Here is a 16,272-nt window from a genome sequence, read left to right on the forward strand (position 1 = left end):
TCCCACAACTACAGCAGAAGTTAACTGATGCACTCCTTGCCATCACTCCTGAGACGATTGCTTCTCTCACTTCTTACAATTTCATCCTTGAAGCTTTATTTAGCGCAGCTTCATAAAGAATTGGTATAAGCTGCGGTCGAAAAAATCCCAGTTTGGCGCACAAAGAATTGAGATTTCATCGCTTTCTGTGTAAGCATAAATACCTTTAATTTCTTGCAGCAATACTTCCGTAGTTTCTGCCATCATTTCATGAAACTTCAAGTCAAAAGGTTTTTCAAGACGTGATTCAGTAAACTTAGAAAACCCTCGCCCATCAACGCGAATTACTACCTACGCACCCGGCATAATTCGCAAATTATGGAAATATTCTCCTTCACGCATTTCATCTTCAAAACTATCGCTATCCATTTATTTTCTCAGTCAAGTAGCGAATCTGTATTAATATCAAACAAATAGTGGAATCCTTCACCATAACTAGGACGCGTTAATTTTTTCACCGTTGCATAAATGCCTACTTCTGGAACTTTTGCTTTACCAATGCGTTGGGAATTGCGTTCTAAACATAAGTTAATAGGCAAATCAAAGTAATAGCCAATAATTTTACAACCGTAACTATTGCCAATTTCAATTAGTGGCGCGCGTACAACAGTTGTAGGGTTGGTATTATCAACAACTACAGATTTTCCCTCATTTAATGCAGCAGTAATTAATTGTGTCTGTCTCCTATCTTTATTTTTATTATTGGGAAATAAGTCTTTGCTAATATGTTGGTGCGTTGCCGCAAAATGAGCGTGATAGAAAGTAGTTTTTCCGGAAGCTTGCAAACCAATAAATATTACCAATTCCATGCTTCATTAATTTTGAATTAAAGGCTACTTTCTACTTAAGTGCGATCGCACTTCGTAGCAACGTCAACCTCTAATTTAGCTGCTCGATATTGCCTGTTACCCCTTGACCGCTCAAATATTGCTGCATTTCCATAGCTTTAGCGCGATCGCTAAAAGCTCCCACTTGCATCAGCACCTTACCATTATTAAACGTTCTAAACGCTCCTGGCACAAGACTCCGCACTCGTTCTTGTTGGCTTTTACTATCGGCGGCTACTGTTACTCGATAACGCAAGCCAAGGCTGGTTGCTTGGGTAGGTGGCAATGGAGGACTACCATCTGAGGGACGCGCATTTTGCTGCACGGGTACTTGAGGCAATTTACGGCTGTTGCCAACAGGAATATTGCCACTAGGTACAGGTAAAAGTTCTGCTTCGACAATTTGGGCAGATTGCAGTACAGGTAGATTTTTGTCTATTGTTGCTGGCGGGTTAATTTGCCCAGATACAATCGGCGGTGGAAGAACATCGACTTGGGAAACATTGGCAGTATCGCTACCTTGAGGAACACTTGCTGCAACTTCGATCGCCCTTGCTTGGTTGTTTTCGGGTGCGGGGACAATAATCTCGATTTCTTCAGTAGAAGCTGCATTACTATTAGGCTTTACTTGGGTGATCGCTCTAGGTGGTGTAGGTAATTGCGATGCTGCCCTTCTAGGCGGTTGAATATTGCCTACAGGTGATGCGGATAACTGCGATGCTGGGGTTGTAGCTATCGGGGCGACAACAGGCTTAATTGGCTGGCTGCTAACGTTGGGGACATTTTGGGCAATTTGGGCTTGATTTGGGTTTACTCTCCCGCTAAGGTCTAAATTCCCGCTAATGCGATCGCGTTCTAGTTGATTGCCAAAAGCTACCAATACTTGCTTTGAGGCGCTGCTATTAATGTCGAAGCGTCCATTTTGGCGAAACACATTTTTCCCTGGATCGGCTTGCGTGCCTAAATCTGGCCAGCTAGTAGAAATTGCAACTAATCCATCTTCAGTATTATTTTCAATAATATTGCCGCGCAATACGGGACGAGCACTAGCTTGGGTAACAATTCCAGAGCGATTTTGCACTATACGATTATTTGTGAGAATTGGCGCTGCTTTTTGATTAATGTTGATGCCAAACCCAGTTTTTTCAAAAACATTTTCCTGAATTTCTGGCGCTGATGTGCCATAAATAGTCATCCCATTAGCGCCATTGAGGTAAAAATAGTTGCTGCGAATTTTTGGCGCACTATTGCCCGTAATTGAAATGCCATCGTGTTTACTGCCCGTAAAAGTATTGTTGCTCACCGTTGGGCTACTTGATTCAATCCACAACCCATAACCGCGCGGATTGGCATTTGTAACTGTTACTCCCGAAATGGTGGCATTATTTGCTCCCAAAATTGTAATATTTTGCCTAGCAAAAGTGCGGCTCATATAAGTACCACCGCCTTGGATGACAATATCTCGCCCCCGCGATTGAGAATTGCCGACAATAGATACCCCGCTCTTGAGAACTAAAGGAAATGTCTCCCCCGATTCGGCGCTATAAGTACCACTCGCCAAAACAATCACACTATTGTCTGCCGCTATTTGCAATGCTTGGGTAATCGTTTTAAAAGGCGCAGCTTCGCTCCCGTTGCCCGTCGCATTCCCTGTGGGGTTCACAAATAACTTGTTTGCAGAAGTAGGTACTTGAGCAACTACTTCTCCCATCTTGAGCGGTTGAGCTACTAGATCGGAGCAGTACAATACAGCGCTAGCTGTCAAGCCCAATACCGGAATAACTAAACAATTCCAAGTTTTTGTTATCTTAAAAAAATATCTGGGATGATGGAAGAAACTCACGACACTCCTCTAATCAATCTCTAAATTTACAATTGTGGCATTCTTTAATGACAGTAATAAGAATCTGTTAGTTGCAAGCTGTTTGTTTTCAGCTATCTACTAGCTTCTAAATTGCTGGCAAGCATTTTTATATATTTGCTTTGTTTATACAGCCGATGCCCAATAAAATCAATGGCTAAAAAAAGTAGTTATTTTTAGTCATTAACCAGCCGTTTTGCCATCACAATAGTTTCATGACTCCAAGGTAGGTAAAGCTTATATTAATAAACAACCACTCCTTGTTAAGTAACTGTCACATTGTGGAAACAGTAACATTGGCTGATAGGATAAAAAGACTAATGCCAATGCGATTGATGGTCAATAGACATAACCAAGGAGTACAAGTGCAGGCAACGGTTTGTCGCATCTTGGATGCCAACTTAGACCGCGCCCGTGAAGGGCTAAGAATTATTGAAGAATGGTGTCGCTTTGGTATCAATAGCGCCGAGTTGACTGATGAATGCAAGCAATTACGCCAAGAATTGGCGAGTTGGCATACACCCGAACTAAGAGCAGCGCGAGACACTCCCGGCGATCCGGGTACAGAATTAACCCACCCCCAAGAGCAGCAACGCAGTAGTATCGAGCAACTATTGCAAGTAAATTTCTCTCGCGTCCAAGAAGCTTTAAGGGTATTAGAAGAATATGGCAAGCTTTATCATCCGACCATGGGCGGTGCATTTAAGCAAATTCGCTATCGGGTTTACACCCTCGAAAGTCACTTATTAGGCTACCAGCGCCAACAAATACTTGCAGACTCAAAGCTGTATTTCGTTACATCCCCAAGCGATCGCTTATTTAATATTGTCGAAGCAGCATTGCAAGGCGGATTAACTCTAGTACAGTACCGCGACAAAACTACCGACGATCGCACCCGTCTAGCCGCCGCCGCCAAACTCTGCCAACTTTGCCATCAGTACGGGGCATTATTTATAGTCAACGATCGCCTAGATATAGCAATGGCAGTAAACGCCGATGGAGTGCATTTGGGACAACAGGATACACCCGTAAGCGTAGCTAGAGAATTACTCGGCTCGCAAAGAATTATTGGTAGTTCGACAACTAATCCCGAAGAAATGCAGCAAGCCATCGAGCAAGGTGCGGATTACATTGGTGTAGGACCAGTTTACGAAACCCCAACTAAGCCAGGTAAAGCCGCCGCCGGGTTAGATTACGTGCGTTACGCCGCACAGTATTCCACCGTTCCCTGGTTTGCGATCGGCGGAATTAGTGTAAATAACGTTAATGACGTAATCGGAGCCGGAGGCGAACGGGTGGCGGTAGTGCGGAGTTTGATGCAAGCGCAGCACCCCACTTTAATAGCTCAGTATTTTTTAGCGCAATTAAATCGCCGTCCAGCAATGCGAAGTTTACCCCCAGACTACTCAGATAATCATGCCTAATGCGATCGCCCTGCAAGTAAATGGTGAGGCTTTTACCTGCAACGAAGGTTCGTTATTGCCCGAAGTGCTGGAGCTATTAGGGTTTAACCCGCGCCTCGTCGTAGTAGAGTACAACGGCGAAATTCTCCCTCGGCAATTTTGGACAGAGACAAAAATGCAAACAGGCGATCGCTTAGAAGTCGTCACGATTGTTGGTGGCGGCTAATTAAGCTTGTGTTCGGTTATCTCACCCAGAGATCTGCTATTGAGATCGCTCCCCAAGAAGGATGAGAAACGATAAATTAAAAAGGTAGCCTTAAGTTAAAGGTAAGTAGGAGCAAAAATTAGACCAATAATTTTTGCCATCCGGCGCGGGGCGGACTGGTTGAGAATTTATTTAGCTCGGTAGCTAAAGTATGTCTCCAGATTTTTGAACTCCGCTACCGACCAATTGTTTTTTTAGGAAATCTGTTATGCGTAACAAACTGCTTTTGGCAATTAAACCACTTTTAAAACCTTTATTTGTCCTTGGTCTAATCGTTACTTTAGCTCTAGGACACGCTGATGGAGCCTTAGCGGCTCGTGGTGGTGGGCGGATTGGTGGAGGCTCTTTTAGAGCGCCTAGCCGTACCTACGCACCTCCTAGTCGTACCTACGCTCCTGGCGGTGGTTATGGATATCCCGGTGGCGGCTATGGCTATGGCTACCCCGGTGGTGGATTTGGCTTTCCCTTTGTCTTGCCATTTTTTGGCATTGGTGGCGGTTTTGGTGGTTTATTTACAATTTTAATTGCGCTGGCGATCGGCAATTTCCTTTTGCAGAGCTTCCGTCGCGCTAGTGGCGGCGAAGACGAAGCCCAGTACAGCAGCAATCCCACTGTTTCGATCAATCGCTTGCAAGTAGGTATGCTGGCAAATGCCCGCGAATTGCAAGCAGAGCTTAACCGGATAGCAGAAACGGCTGATACCAATTCCCCTGAAGGACGCGCCGAAGTATTGCAAGAAACTTCTCTAGCGTTGCTTCGCCACCCCGAATACTGGTCTTACGCGGCGGGAAATAGCCAAAAAGCGCTATTAGGTGCGGCAGAATCTCAGTTCAATCGTTTGTCGCTGGCAGAACGCAGTAAGTTTACAGAAGAAACTCTGTCTAATTTCAACAACCAGCTAAAAGCTGCACCTCCCAGAGCTACTTTACCTGCCGCAGGTGGCGCGTTAGATAACCCAACTCGTTTAATTACGGAAGGACCTGGAGAGTATATTGTTGTTACCTTGCTGGCGGCAACTTTGGGTAATCTAGAAATGCCGCAAATAAATAGTGCAGAAGATTTGCGTCAAGCACTGCGAGTTTTGGGCGGAGTATCTAGCGATCGCTTACTAGCCATTGAAGTGCTTTGGACACCCCAGGCTGAAGGAGATACGTTGACGGCAGATGATTTGTTAGCTGAGTATTCCGATCTCAAGCTCGTGTAAGTTACTAAAAATACTGACGTAATCAAAAAGGAGGCACTATGCCTCTTTTTTTTTATGGGCTTTTTATTGTCTGTACCAATAGCTAAGGCGGCAATTCTAAAGAATTTAAAACTTTTACAGAATATTTCTAGATTTTCAAGAGAAACTATGGCTAAATTGGATATTGTTTTTCTCAATGCTGTTGAGTTTAGCCATCCGCAGCATTTGGATAACTTTTGCTCAAGACTATAGTAAAGTGATCGCAATGGATCTGACTTATATGTCTTTAGCCCCCTCTTATTGATTGGATATCAAAAAGTCTAGTAAGAGAAATTAAATGAAAATTGCTTTTATCGTTAGTGAATTTCCAGCTTTGTCTGAAACATTTATTTTGAACCAAATAGTCGAACTGATTAAGTTGGGATACGAAGTTGATATCTATGCCTCAATAAATAGAAACGACTCCAAAGTACATCCAGATGTAGAGAAATATCGTCTCTCATCACGTACCTACTATGCAGCTTCTATACCCAATATTCGCTCGGCACGCATATTAAAAGCAATCCGCTTGTTTTTAAGTAATTTTCCTAAAGCTCCGCTAATCATGCTACGGATTTTAGTAAGCATTTTCAAGCATAAACAACAATTAAGCTTATTAACACTTTTGTATGAGGTAATACCGTGGCTTAATCAGGGTTTGTCCTATGATATTTTGCATTGTCACTTTGGTTGGAATGGGTTAAAAGGCGTTGCCTTAAAAGATGTTGGTGCGATCCAGGGAAAGCTAGTTACAACATTCCACGGTGTAGATGTAAATGCAATACCTCAACAGAGTGGGAAAGATTATTACCTACGGCTTTTTCAAAAAGGGGATTTATATACAGTTAATACAGATTTTACAAAAAAACAGACTATAGGCTTGGGCTGCCCTCAAAATAAAATAGTTAAACTACCCGTAGGGTTGGAAATTTCTCAGTATGCTTTTTGCGAAAGAAAACTCATTGTTGGGGAAGTAGTAAAAATTATTACCATTGGTAGATTAGTAGAAAAAAAAGGAATTGAATATGGCATCAAAGCCATCGCAAAAGTTGTAGAGAAAAACCCAAAAATTATCTATACAATTGTTGGAGATGGTATATTACGAAAATCTTTAGAAAACCTAATTTTAGAGTTGGAGATCTCAGAAAATATTAAGTTAGTAGGATGGATGACGCAAGAGCAAGTGCGCCAGCTTTATGCTGCTTCTCATATATTTATGCTACCTAGCGTGACTGCGGCTAATGGAGATCGAGAAGGTCAAGCATTAGTGTTACAAGAGGCTCAAGCGATGGGATTACCAGTTGTATCTACACTGCATAACGGCATTCCTGAAGGTTTATTAGATGGAAAATCAGGTTTTTTAGTTCCAGAAAAAGATGTAGAAGCATTAGCTGAAAAATTAAATTATCTTGTCGAACACCCGGAAGCATGGCTTCAAATGGGTAAAGCAGGTCGTCAATATGTAGAAAATCGATATAACATTACCAATTTAAACAATAAATTAGTCGAAATGTATAAACAGCTATTAACTTAGATATTTTAGTGATACCCCGCAGCTTGGAGCGTAAAAAGCCTTGCATAGCGACCATTGGCGGCTAATAACTCCTCATGGGTTCCTTGTTCGATTAATTCGCCATCAGCTAAAACTGCGATCGCATCTGCCATTCTGACGGTAGAAAAACGGTGAGAAATTAATATTGCCATTTGATGTTTTGCCAAGCTGCGAAAACGGTCAAATATCTGTACTTCCGCCTCTGCATCCATGGCGGCGGTGGGTTCGTCTAAGACTAAAATATCGGCTTTAGTGCGCATAAATGCGCGAGATAAAGCGATTTTTTGCCACTCACCTCCCGATAATTCTTGTCCATCTTTAAACCAGCGCCCTAACTGAGTTTGAAATTTGTCGGGCATTTTTTCCACAAAAGGTAAAGCCATTCCTTTTTCGGCGGCGGTTTTCCACTTCGCCGCGTCTTCAAAGTGTTCTACATCGCCAACGCCTACGTTTTCACCAACAGTAAATTGGTAGCGCACGAAGTTTTGAAATATTACCCCAATCCGCTTGTGTAATGCGTCCATATCCCATTCCTGCAAATCTACCCCATCTAAGACAATTCGCCCGCTACTGGGGGTATATAGCCGCGTTAACAGCTTAATTAGCGTAGTTTTGCCCGAACCATTAGCGCCTACAATTGCTAACTTTTCCCCTGGTTTTAGGTGCAAGGAGACGTTTTTTAAGGCGCTTTGCTGGCTTCCGGCGTAAGTAAAGGAAACATTTTCAAACCGCAAGCCATCCCCAGGAATTAAACCTTTGGTACGTTTACCTAATGGTTGCGGAATCTCTTGCTCTAAAAACTCATACAAATTAGAAAGATATAAGTTATCTTCGTACATTCCGCCAATGGAACTAAGAAAACTTGCAAAAGTAGTTTGTGCTTGGCGAAATACGACTAAATACATCGTCATATCCCCTAGAGAGATGCGCGATGCGACAGCTTCAGTCACAATCCACAAATAAGCAATGTAAAAAGCCGATGTACTAACTAACCCCAGCAAATAACCCCATATTCCCCGTTTGAGGGTTAAGTTGCGATCTTCTGAGTACAATCGATTAAAAATATCGCGGTAGCGCTGGAGTAGCATTGCACCTAATTGGTACAACTGCACTTCTTTGGCAAAGTCTTCTCTAGCAATTAAAGTTTCTAAATAGGTTTGTTCTCGCGTTTCTGGCGCACGCCAGCGAAATAACCGAAAAGCTACGCCAGCAAATTTAGTTTCAGCAATAAAAGCAGGTACAGCCGCGAGGATTAGTACCACTAACACCCAGCCGGAAAACTTCAGCAGCAAACCGCCGTAAGTAGCCAAAGAAATACTATCTTGGACTAATTTAAAAGTACCGCTCACTAAGCTCAAAGGACGACTAGAAGCTTCTCGCCGCGCCCGACTCATTTTGTCATAAAATTCTGAGTCTTCAAAGTGAGCTAAATCTAAAGTTAGCGCTTTTTCGAGGATTAAAACATTAACTTTTTGCCCTAATAGTACCCGCAGCAAAGATTGCGAAATACTTAGCCCTCTTTGGCTTCCGGCAAGAATTGCAACTACAATAGCTTCTATTCCCAGATAAATAAAAGCCCAATTGCGATCGCTATTTAGTCCCGATTGGGAAGCAAGAATGACGCTATCAACAATTAATTTCCCAATATAGGCGATCGCGGCGGGCAGCAAACCAGCGATTACTGTCAAAACTGCCAAAATTATTGTTAGAGTGCGGCTGGTGTTCCAAACTAATTCCAGCGCCCGTCCACTATATTGAAATACTGCAAATATTTGTCTAATTAATCTAACAATATTTTTTCTTCGACTAATCATTTCCAGCTAAAAAATAGGCGCATCTCCACCCTAGCTTGTAGATTCAATTAATGGCGGGCGCAAACACAAATACAATAACGCCCCAAATAACGGTACTAGCGCTATTACCCAAAATAGCTGAGAGTCTCGCAGCCAGCCGCGTCTTGCCATATCATCGCCCAAAACTGTCGGAAATAGCACAGCAAATAGGCAAAATGCTAAGCTCATGCCATTGATAAAGCGATCGCTTTGAAATTGTTGAATATAATCTGTCCAATTTCCTGCAAATACGCCATAACCTAGCACGAATATTGTAAATACTGTCAAAATAACGCCTGTGGAATGAGAATCTAGTAAGTTTAGAAAGCTATCTTTTTTCCCTATAAATTCTTGATTTGATTCTCGCAATGCTAAGTACGGTATCAACCCAATTACACCCGAACCTACGGCAGCTAAAGCAAAAATCCAAAAAGGGATTTTTTGCATTCTGCCATCAATAAATAGCAAGCAACTATAGATTATTAGCCAAATTCCCACTAGAGAAAATATTGACAAAATAATTGGATTAACTTCTCCCCATTGGAAAGTCAATATCTTTGTTAGTAACGCGATTGTTTCTGGCAAATGTAAAGGTGGTGCTAATAGTAAAATGTAGGCAATAAATCCTGCCCATACTAACCATAGTGACCAGTTATGTTTTTGCATTGCACAAGCTATCCTTTGCAAATTTTAAAGAGATTTAATATTTCACGAGCTTTATTTTAATACTTCTAATATTTGCTGCTTTGCTGCTTTTGACTCGTGGCTTAGAATGGTCACATCCTGACGCTCTAGTGCAACTTCTTTGACAATTTCTCTTAAAGAACGTCCTTTTGTTTGCTCGTCTCGAATATAATCCTTAATTTGTTCTGTCTTCAAGTCTTTGAGATTCATAAATTGTCCCTTACAAATCAAATAGGGAGTCTATTATATAGATATTGCTTGCGCCTTAGATAATTGTTCGCTCTTTTCCGGTAAAGGCGATCGCAAAGATAAATAAATCAAACTTCCAAATAACGGTAGTAATGCTGTAATCCAAAATAGTGTAGGGTTATCCATGTTACGACGCGCCATATCATCGCCAATGAGTACCGACGGTAACAAGCAAAGTAAGCAAAAATCTAAACTCATTACATTAATAAAACGATTGGTTTGCCATTGCTGTACAAAATCTGCCCAATCGCCATTTACTAACCCATAAGCAACTAAAATTGCAGCACTAACAAATAGAAAAATTCCTGTAATTCGAGAATCTAGTAGTTTAATAAACCAATTTTTTTTACCCGGAAACTCTGGATTTGGTTGACGTAAAAATAAATAAGGTAAAAGTGCAAAAGCCCCAACTCCAAAAGAAACCAAAGCAAAAGGCCCGGCAGATATTTTTTGTCCTCTACCATCAATAAATAGTAAGCAACTATATATCATTGGCAAAATGCCCATAATATTAAATAAAGATATAATTAAGGGATTAATACCATCCCAAACACCTGTAGAAAGATTTTTAATTAATTCAAAAGTTCCCGGTTGTTCTGGAGGCGCGAGAAAAAAAGCATAAGTTACAAAACTCAGCCACAAAGCTACAAAAGCAATTTTTTTACTCATAAGTATCTTAGGTTTTAGATTAACTTCCCGCTCCAAACATTATTATCATTTGGTATGTTTACTATTATCGTTTTATTGCAACAAAAAGTGGTTTTATTTTACTGATTAACTCAACCCATCAGATAAATAATCTGCCGCCGCTTCTACTACCGCGATCGCAGTTTCGTAATCCATCCGCGTAGGACCTAGTACCCCTACACTACCTACAGGTACGCTACCCCGACGATAAGTAGACGAAATCAACGTACAACTGCGAATTGGTTCTAGGGGGTTTTCTGCGCCAATTCGTACTGTTACTCGCTGTCTGCCCAATCCTACAACCTCTGGTTCAGTAAATATTAACTGCCAAAGTTGTTCTTGTTCTTCTTCCAACAGATGGATGATTGTTTTTACTTGCTGCAATTGGGAAAATTCTGGCTGACGCAATACTTCCGATACGCCGCGAATCATAATTTGGGTAGCGGCGGGTGGCTTGGCGCGACGATGCAAATCGGCTAAGAAATTTGTCAGAAAATCACCGTAGCGTTGAAACTCTAAGTCCAACTCACTCCAATCTAATACTGCTAACTGGGCTAGACTTTGCCCCCGCAGTTGACTATTTAAAAAATTAGAAAGAATTTGCAACTCTCTTTCTACTACTTCAACATCAATTTGGCTATCTTCTGCGCTAGGTAACTCCATCAACGCCGATTGGGTCTCGTAGCCATCGGTAACGACAATTACCATTACTCGTCCCGGATCTACCTGTACTAGCTGGAGATGCCGCAGACTAGCCGTACTTGTTTGCGGCATAGTAATTAACGTAATACAGCCGCTAACCGTTGCGAGTATTTGTGCCGCACCTTGCAATAAAGCTTCCAAACTCCAATCTTCCTTGGGCAATTGCAATACTTGCTCTAATTGGCGCGTCGCAACTTCTGAAGGAGTAATTAATTCATCTACATAAATTCGGTAGCCAGAATCTGAAGGGACTCTACCCGCCGATGTGTGGGGTTGATAGAGCAATCCAGCTTTTTCGAGTACCCCCATTGCGTTGCGAATTGTCGCGGGGCTGACACGCAGCTTATACCCATCTACTAAAGCTTTTGAACCTACAGGCTCGGCTGTAGCGATATAGTGGCGGACTGTTGCCCAAAGTATGTGTTGTTGTCTATTAGTAAGCTGGACTTGCATAGCTGAAGCGGACGTGACGCACAATTTTGTTATGAGCTTGCAAAGATTTTGCCCAAAAATTCGTTAAACATTTGAATCTATTTATACAAGATAACAAATAAATTGTAGAGGTTAGACGCAATTATTCGTCAGTATTTCAATCATGACGATTTAGTACAGGGCAATGCCCCGATCGCACTGGTTGGCGTAAGCATCAATTCCACCAGTAATATTTTTGACATTGGTAAATCCTTGGCTAACCAACCACTGACACATTTGGGCAGAACGAATGCCATGATGACAAAGTACCAAGGTTTCCTGATGAGGATCGAAACGAGTAGTTATTTGCTCTGCCCATTGGTTAAATTGGCTCAAAGGTAAGACAACAAAACTAGGAATAGATGCGATCACAATTTCCTCTAATTCCCGCACGTCTATCAACTGCAATCCTTCTGTTGCACCACTTTTGAGGCGTTGGGCAAGTTCTTCTACACTAACGGAGGCGATCGGCGGTTGAAATTGGGCTGACATCTTGCTCTTGCTGGGTATTAAACTTAGTTTTAGCATTCCCAAAAGAATTTATTTCACTCTTTAAGGGAAATCATAATGTTGATGTTTTGTCAATATTAATCTTTGCAAGTGGTTTTAGGACATGAATCAAAAGTCATTTTTTTCTATATTAACCGTTGTAATTTTAGTCTTAACCGGGCTTAGCGGTTGTAACGTGGGAAGCAACGCCCTAATTGGCAGCCAAAAAACGCCTACAGCAGCGATATTTGTACCCAAGCTTGCGCCAATTATGGTGTCAATGTTAGTAAATCCCGATCGCTTAGAAGATTTGGCGCAAGTAGTAGCAAGCCCCAAAGAAAGACGCAAAACTAAAGAAGAACTAAACCAACTCAAAACTAGCGTACTAGCCAATACTGGCGTTGACTACGAGCAAGATATCAAGCCTTGGGTAGGAGATGAAATTACTGTAGCCGTAACTAGCGTAGATCGCGATCGCGATCCTAGTAATGGACAACAACCGGGGTATTTGATCGCTGTTGAGACTAAAGACGCAGCTAAAAGCCGGGATTTTGTCGAGTTACTGTTTGCAAGAAAGGCGATCGCGGGAGCTAATTTAGTTATCGAAGAATACAACGGTATTAGGTTACTAAGTAACACTGCTCGTTTGCAACCAGAAAATATATTAACCAAAGCTGAAGGTGGTTTATCTGGGGCAGTAGTAGGCGATGATTTTGTCCTATTTGCCAATCATGCCCAAGTGTTGAAAGAAGCAATAAATAACGTTCAAGCGCCCGATCTCAATCTCACAACTTCTAGTCAATACCAGCAAGCACTTACTCAATTACCTGCGCGCAAAGTAGGTTTAGCTTTTCTAAATTACCCTAGTTTGGCTGGGGGAAAAGTAGAATCACCGCCAACCTACGAAAGTCAAATTGTCGCTCTTGAATTGAACCCCCAAGGGTTACTTGCAGAAACGACAGTAGTAGCAGGATTAGATCAAGAAATATTGCCGCCGATTTCTACCTTATCGCAACCAGCAAAAGCTTTACGGTACATTCCTTCTACTGTAAGCTTGGCAATTTCTGGAGTAGATTTAAGTAAGTTACCCGATAGTAATTTGCAGCAATTTTGGGCGCAAGTTTCTCCAGGATTATCGATAACGAAGTTGGTTGAAAAGCCAATAGCCGAGCTTCAAGCAAATTGGGGAATAAATTTATTAGATGATGTTTTTAGTTGGGTAGAGGGAGAATACGCCCTAGGAAAGCTGCCAAACAATGATTGGATTTTTGCCGTAGAAAGAAGCGATCGCGCTGTAGAAGGAATAGAGAAGTTAAATGCGATCGCGTCTACTAAGGAATTAAGCATTACTTCCTTACCCTTAGCCAATCAAAAAGTCTCTGCATGGACGCAATTAACCCCTGTAGCCAAGCAAGAGAAAAATTCATCAGATCCATCTATTACCCTCAATGCCAAAGTCCAAGGGGTACATACTACCGTAGACAACTACGAAATTTTTGCAACCTCAATCTCTGCCATGGAACAAGTTTTAAAAATCAACAAAAATGGCTCTTTGGCAGATGATTCGCAATTTTTAGCTAGTACAAATGCTATTCCCCAGCCAAATGATGGCTACGTATATGTCGATTGGCAAGCAAATCAAGCAATAGTAAAACGTCAATTGCCAATTATTAGCTTGCTGGAAGTAGCAGGCAAACCATTTTTTAGTAATTTGCGATCGCTAACTATTAGCAGCTACGACAATAAAGAAGACTTACTGACTGGCGGTATATTCTTCAAATTTAATGCCAAATAAGTTACTCGCCAAAACACCACACTAGCACTAGAGCTAACAAACCTAAAAATATCCCTCCAGGGAGATTAAAGCTTTCTAATACATGAAGTGGAGATAGTATAAATAGTTGAGTGAAAAAAGTTCCCGTAACTGCCAAAAAAATAATTAAGATAAATGGAGGCATGGCTAAATTAGAGGTTGTGTACACACCCAATAGGTAAATGTTAGCTTTTTGTTTGAAATTAAACAGAGAAAAATATTAATTTCAACCCTAAGCGATTGTATGCCAGCCTAAACTGTGGCACATAAAAAATTAATTGCTAGTTCTATTGGCTAGAGTAGGCATAGATAGATAATTTATGGGAAATATTCCCAGGGCTATGATGAAGTTTATTCGTCCCTTAGTTAGACTTAAAAACAGCTATTTTTTAGCGCTGCTTGCAGCTATGAGTGCGTTACCTGTAGCTGCACAACCAGCTAATTTTGGTTCTCTGTCTTTATCGCCTGGTTTTAAACCCGCCCAAGGAACAGCAACAGGCTTTACTGGCGGCTCCTATTCTCTGTCTACTATATCTAACCGCGATCGCAATAATAGCCCTTGTATTGGCTTTGGCGATACCAATCCTGACCATATATTGGTACTAGACAAAGACTTTGAGCGCTTAAAAGTACAAGTAGATAGCGGCAGAAACGACACTACTTTAGTCATCAAAGGTCCAAAAGGCATGATTATGTGTGGTGATGATGATGGTAGTAATCAAGATGCCAGTATTGAGAGTGTCAACTGGCAAGCTGGGTCTTATCAAGTTTGGGTAGGTGCGATCGAGGCAGGAGCCAAGTATAAATACACTCTTTCCGTACAAGAGTAGTTACACTTGACGCTAAAATAAAAAATGGAGTCTTTACCCAAGGTGGGTACAATAGCGTGCTATCTACACTGCTAAGTGATTTTCGCATTATATTTGAGCGCGATCCTGCTGCCCGCAACTGGTTGGAAGTCTTATTTTTCTACCCTGGTTTGCAGGCGATTGTCTTGCATCGTTTTTCCCACTGGCTTTACCGCCTTGGCATTCCCTTTATTCCCCGCTTAATTTCGTTTATTGCTCGGTTTGTGACGGGAATTGAAATTCACCCTGGTGCTGTCATCGGCAGAAGCTTCTTTATCGATCACGGTATGGGCGTTGTGATTGGTGAAACAGCTATTGTGGGCGATTACGCGCTAATTTATCAAGGTGTCACCCTCGGTGGTACAGGCAAAGAAAGCGGCAAACGTCACCCGACTTTAGGCGATAATGTCGTAGTCGGCGCTGGCTCTAAAGTCTTAGGCAATATAGAAGTTGGCAGCAATGTAAGAATTGGCGCAGGTTCGGTTGTGCTGCGAAATGTACCTTCTAACTGCACCGTAGTAGGCGTACCTGGTAGAATTATTTATCGTGCGGGAGTGAGGGTAGATCCGCTAGAACACGGTAGTTTGCCAGACTCAGAAGCGGAGGTAATTCGGGCTTTATTAGATCGCATTGAAGCATTGGAGCAACAAGTAGATAGCCTGCATCATCAACAATTGTCTTCTCATGAGGCGATTTTAGAGGCAAAAGATGTTTCCGCAGCCATTGTTTCTAGCTGTCAAATTAGGGATAAAGCAATTCAAGAGTTTTTTGATGGATCGGGTATTTAATTGTTAGATAGTAGGGCGAATTTTTTAAGGGAAGTTATGTATCGTTAGCTTACTCTAAGTGCTTTCCATAAGCTGCTTTAAAATCTTGTAGCCTTTGTTGAACTATCTTCAGATACTCATTTACAGCTTTTACGTGTTCCCAAGTAGCTTTTATATGTTCTTCACCCGCCCTCGTGTACTCTGCTGTTGAATCCATGCTTTGCTTTTGAGCAGATTTCGCATAGTTTTGTGAGGCTTTGGCCTATTGCTGAGTATTTTTACCAAACTGCTCGATTAAATTGCTTTGTTGTTCGGCATTAAAGCTAGAATTTTTTAATTTTTTACCTAACTTCTCAACCAACTTACCGTGTTGTTCGGATATCTTTCCGTGTTGTTCTGCTTGCTGCAATCTTTCTGACGATATTTTATGCACAATTTTCCTTTCCCCCCATAATATCTGGGTATACGCGGAGCGGTGATAAATCTATCCTGCAACAATTTTAGTCAAAGCTTTAACTTTGTCTATCGTCAAAAAGATTAGTAAAGTGTAAATTGAATATG

Annotated in this window: 19 protein-coding genes; 7 read left to right on the forward strand and 12 right to left on the reverse strand. The window is 41.7% G+C overall.

Annotated features, from left to right (window positions below; all coding sequences use genetic code 11):
• Positions 1 to 99: 99 nt before the first annotated feature.
• From AC2VE5_RS03750 to AC2VE5_RS03760, 3 genes are all read right to left on the reverse strand, one after another.
• Positions 100 to 324, reverse strand: coding sequence for a tRNA(His) guanylyltransferase Thg1 family protein (locus AC2VE5_RS03750; RefSeq protein WP_486886539.1), 225 nt, complete (start codon positions 322 to 324; stop codon positions 100 to 102).
• A gap of 92 nt (positions 325 to 416) precedes the next feature.
• Complete coding sequence (locus AC2VE5_RS03755; RefSeq protein ID WP_486886441.1) at positions 417 to 848, reverse strand: AAA family ATPase; 432 nt, start codon at positions 846 to 848, stop codon at positions 417 to 419.
• A 70-nt stretch (positions 849 to 918) separates the two neighbouring features.
• Complete coding sequence (locus AC2VE5_RS03760; protein ID WP_486886442.1) at positions 919 to 2,631, reverse strand: DUF1565 domain-containing protein; 1,713 nt, start codon at positions 2,629 to 2,631, stop codon at positions 919 to 921.
• Positions 2,632 to 3,053: 422 nt separating this feature from the next.
• Here AC2VE5_RS03760 and AC2VE5_RS03765 point away from each other — a divergent pair, with 422 nt between their 5' ends.
• The 4 genes from AC2VE5_RS03765 (at position 3,054) to AC2VE5_RS03780 (ending at position 7,151) form a co-directional block, all read left to right on the forward strand.
• A complete protein-coding gene (locus AC2VE5_RS03765) occupies positions 3,054 to 4,151 on the forward strand; it encodes a thiamine phosphate synthase (RefSeq protein WP_486886540.1) in 1,098 nt (365 codons plus the stop codon).
• A complete protein-coding gene (gene thiS / locus AC2VE5_RS03770) occupies positions 4,144 to 4,356 on the forward strand; it encodes a sulfur carrier protein ThiS (protein ID WP_486886443.1) in 213 nt (70 codons plus the stop codon). The genes AC2VE5_RS03765 and thiS overlap by 8 nt, the downstream gene beginning before the upstream one ends.
• Before the next feature lie 247 nt (positions 4,357 to 4,603).
• Positions 4,604 to 5,599 (forward strand): DUF1517 domain-containing protein, encoded by a 996-nt coding sequence (locus AC2VE5_RS03775; protein ID WP_486886444.1) that lies wholly within the window; start codon positions 4,604 to 4,606, stop codon positions 5,597 to 5,599.
• Between the two features lie 316 nt (positions 5,600 to 5,915).
• Complete coding sequence (locus AC2VE5_RS03780; protein WP_486886445.1) at positions 5,916 to 7,151, forward strand: glycosyltransferase; 1,236 nt, start codon at positions 5,916 to 5,918, stop codon at positions 7,149 to 7,151.
• A 5-nt stretch (positions 7,152 to 7,156) separates the two neighbouring features.
• Here the strand turns inward: AC2VE5_RS03780 and AC2VE5_RS03785 are convergent, their stop codons facing one another.
• From AC2VE5_RS03785 to AC2VE5_RS03810, 6 genes are all read right to left on the reverse strand, one after another.
• The gene (locus tag AC2VE5_RS03785; protein ID WP_486886446.1) at positions 7,157 to 8,983 is read right to left on the reverse strand and encodes an ABC transporter ATP-binding protein; all 1,827 of its coding nucleotides are present in this window, start codon (positions 8,981 to 8,983) and stop codon (positions 7,157 to 7,159) included.
• Between the two features lie 30 nt (positions 8,984 to 9,013).
• Positions 9,014 to 9,667 (reverse strand): hypothetical protein, encoded by a 654-nt coding sequence (locus AC2VE5_RS03790; protein WP_486886447.1) that lies wholly within the window; start codon positions 9,665 to 9,667, stop codon positions 9,014 to 9,016.
• 51 nt (positions 9,668 to 9,718) lie between these two features.
• Positions 9,719 to 9,895 carry a hypothetical protein gene (locus AC2VE5_RS03795; protein ID WP_486886448.1) on the reverse strand — a complete coding sequence of 59 codons (177 nt, stop codon included), beginning with the start codon at positions 9,893 to 9,895 and terminating at the stop codon, positions 9,719 to 9,721.
• A 33-nt stretch (positions 9,896 to 9,928) separates the two neighbouring features.
• On the reverse strand, positions 9,929 to 10,603 hold the full coding sequence (locus AC2VE5_RS03800; protein ID WP_486886449.1) for a DUF2834 domain-containing protein: 675 nt from the start codon (positions 10,601 to 10,603) through the stop codon (positions 9,929 to 9,931).
• 105 nt (positions 10,604 to 10,708) lie between these two features.
• On the reverse strand, positions 10,709 to 11,776 hold the full coding sequence (gene hrcA / locus AC2VE5_RS03805; RefSeq protein WP_486886450.1) for a heat-inducible transcriptional repressor HrcA: 1,068 nt from the start codon (positions 11,774 to 11,776) through the stop codon (positions 10,709 to 10,711).
• 150 nt (positions 11,777 to 11,926) lie between these two features.
• Positions 11,927 to 12,286, reverse strand: a complete 360-nt coding sequence (locus AC2VE5_RS03810; RefSeq protein ID WP_486886451.1) for a rhodanese-like domain-containing protein — start codon at positions 12,284 to 12,286, stop codon at positions 11,927 to 11,929.
• A gap of 121 nt (positions 12,287 to 12,407) precedes the next feature.
• On the opposite strand from AC2VE5_RS03810, the gene AC2VE5_RS03815 reads away from it, so the two are divergent.
• A complete protein-coding gene (locus tag AC2VE5_RS03815; RefSeq protein ID WP_486886452.1) occupies positions 12,408 to 14,078 on the forward strand; it encodes a DUF3352 domain-containing protein in 1,671 nt (556 codons plus the stop codon).
• A gap of 1 nt (position 14,079) precedes the next feature.
• Here the strand turns inward: AC2VE5_RS03815 and AC2VE5_RS03820 are convergent, their stop codons facing one another.
• The gene (locus AC2VE5_RS03820) at positions 14,080 to 14,241 is read right to left on the reverse strand and encodes a hypothetical protein (RefSeq protein WP_486886453.1); all 162 of its coding nucleotides are present in this window, start codon (positions 14,239 to 14,241) and stop codon (positions 14,080 to 14,082) included.
• Positions 14,242 to 14,416: 175 nt separating this feature from the next.
• Between AC2VE5_RS03820 and AC2VE5_RS03825 the strand changes: the two genes are divergently transcribed.
• Positions 14,417 to 14,926 (forward strand): hypothetical protein, encoded by a 510-nt coding sequence (locus AC2VE5_RS03825; protein ID WP_486886454.1) that lies wholly within the window; start codon positions 14,417 to 14,419, stop codon positions 14,924 to 14,926.
• A gap of 56 nt (positions 14,927 to 14,982) precedes the next feature.
• Positions 14,983 to 15,732: a serine O-acetyltransferase gene (cysE, locus tag AC2VE5_RS03830; protein ID WP_486886455.1), complete on the forward strand. Its 750-nt coding sequence runs from the start codon at positions 14,983 to 14,985 to the stop codon at positions 15,730 to 15,732.
• A gap of 49 nt (positions 15,733 to 15,781) precedes the next feature.
• Here the strand turns inward: cysE and AC2VE5_RS03835 are convergent, their stop codons facing one another.
• The gene (locus tag AC2VE5_RS03835) at positions 15,782 to 15,928 is read right to left on the reverse strand and encodes a hypothetical protein (RefSeq protein ID WP_486886456.1); all 147 of its coding nucleotides are present in this window, start codon (positions 15,926 to 15,928) and stop codon (positions 15,782 to 15,784) included.
• A gap of 45 nt (positions 15,929 to 15,973) precedes the next feature.
• Complete coding sequence (locus AC2VE5_RS03840) at positions 15,974 to 16,144, reverse strand: hypothetical protein (protein WP_486886457.1); 171 nt, start codon at positions 16,142 to 16,144, stop codon at positions 15,974 to 15,976.
• Positions 16,145 to 16,272: the final 128 nt, after the last annotated feature.

The sequence above is a fragment of the Aliterella sp. E5.1 genome, assembly GCF_057473825.1.